Source organism: Facivitalis istanbulensis, assembly GCF_040560405.1.
GTDB classification, from domain to species: domain Bacteria; phylum Pseudomonadota; class Alphaproteobacteria; order Sphingomonadales; family Sphingomonadaceae; genus Sphingomonas; species Sphingomonas istanbulensis.
Genome location: NZ_JAVSCQ010000066.1, coordinates 1 through 1,724, shown reverse-complemented (window position 1 = coordinate 1,724; position 1,724 = coordinate 1). Strand labels below are relative to the sequence as shown.

The following is a 1,724-nucleotide window of genomic DNA, read 5'->3' as shown; positions in this document are numbered from 1 at the left end:
TCTGGCGGGTACGGCGGACGACGTGACGACGACGTTCGAGTATAATCCGGCGAGCCAGATCACGGCGAAGACACGGTCGAACGATGGCTATGCGTTCACCGGCTATGTGAACGTGAACCGGGCCTATGCCGTGAACGGGCTCAACCAGTATACCGGGGCGGGGCCGGCGACGTTCGGCTATGACGCGAACGGGAACCTGACATCGGACGGGACGAGCGCCTATTCCTATGATGTCGAGAACCGGCTGGTCGCGCGCTCGGACGGGCTGCAACTGGCCTATGATCCAGATGGGCGCCTGTGGCAGACATCGGGGGGATCGTCAGGGTCGACGCGGTATCTCTATGACGGCGACGAGTTGGTCGCGGAATATGATGGGTCGGGCAATGTGCTGCGGCGCTACGTGCACGGACCGGGCGATGACGACCCGATCCTGTGGTATGAGGGAGCAGGGCCAGGCGACCGCCGCAGCCTGCAAATCGATGGCCAGGGCTCGATCGTTTCGATCGCCGATGCGTCGGGCGCGAGGATCGCCATCGACAGCTATGACGAATACGGCATCCCGGGCAGCGGCAATATCGGCCGCTTCCAGTATACCGGACAGGCGTGGCTGCCCGACCTCGGCATGTACTATTACAAGGCGCGTATGTACTCGCCCACGTTGGGTCGGTTCATGCAAACCGATCCCAGCGGCTATAAGGACCAGGTCAACCTCTACGCCTATGTCGCAAACGATCCAGTCAATGGGCGTGATCCGACGGGGATGTGTCAGGACGAGAACTGCCCGATCAACCCGTTCCATCCTGAACTCGATGAGGCGGTCAAGCCGATCAGGGAAGAGCAAGGCCGGCAGATTGCGACTGGTGCTGCGATCGGAGCAAGCCTGTTTCTTGGTCCCGAAGCTCTTGTCGCAAAGGGACTCGCATGGGGTGCGCGGGCTCTTGGAATTGGTGCGCGGACAGGTTTGCGAGCCGAGAGCGCAGTTGCGGCAGCGGGTCTGCGAGCGCAGCTTGGAGCTCAGGAGATCGCTCGTGGTCATGCTTGGGCAAAGCACGGCGCGGAGTTTCGCGACTTGGGTGTGCGCACTCAGCGTCAGTTCCAGCGACACGTAGAAGGTATTCTACGCAATCCTAGTGAAACCAGAAGTTTCAAGGATGGACGGACCCTGTTCGTTGATCGAAAGTCTGAAACCATCGTTTGGCGAAATCAAAATGCCGAAGGGACAGCCTTTAGGCCTCGTAATTTTGAAGAATACCTAAAACAGAATGGAATTAAGTGAACTATGAGGGTTGATGTTTTAGAGGGTGATGTGATTATCACCGCAAAAGAGAATGAGTATCACATCATAATGGCCAGTCTGCGGGAGTTGGTCGCGGAGATGCATGAAAGTGACTTCCTCCCAAGAGTTGGCGTATCTCGAAAGGAAGTGAGTGAACTGGCCCAGACGTTCTTTGATGAGTCGGTCAGGTTAGGGATAGAGGAGTAGACGTGGGCGTCGATACGTTGATGTTCACATCCATCGCCCCGACCTGCGCGCCGTCGCGCAACCCGAGTGCCTCGGTGAGGTTGGCGCGGCTGTCGGTATAGACGGCCGCGCTTACCCTAGGGTGCGTCTGCATTTGCAGGATTTCCATGAGGCGAGAGTTCTGATTCAAGGTTGGTGAAGGAGCCAGGCCTTGAGCAGACGGACGCTGACGGACGAGCAATGGGAGCGGATCGCGGGTTAT

General features: G+C 58.4%; 2 protein-coding genes. One reads left to right on the top strand and one right to left on the bottom strand.

From position 1 onward, the window contains the following. On the top strand, nucleotides 1-1,276 hold a 1,276-nt coding region (locus tag RN629_RS18145), incomplete at its 5' end, for an RHS repeat-associated core domain-containing protein (protein ID WP_407036482.1). A 184-nt stretch (nucleotides 1,277-1,460) separates the two neighbouring features. On the opposite strand, the gene RN629_RS18140 is transcribed toward RN629_RS18145, so the two are convergent. After that, on the bottom strand, nucleotides 1,461-1,724 hold a 264-nt coding region (locus tag RN629_RS18140; RefSeq protein ID WP_407036481.1), incomplete at its 5' end, for a hypothetical protein.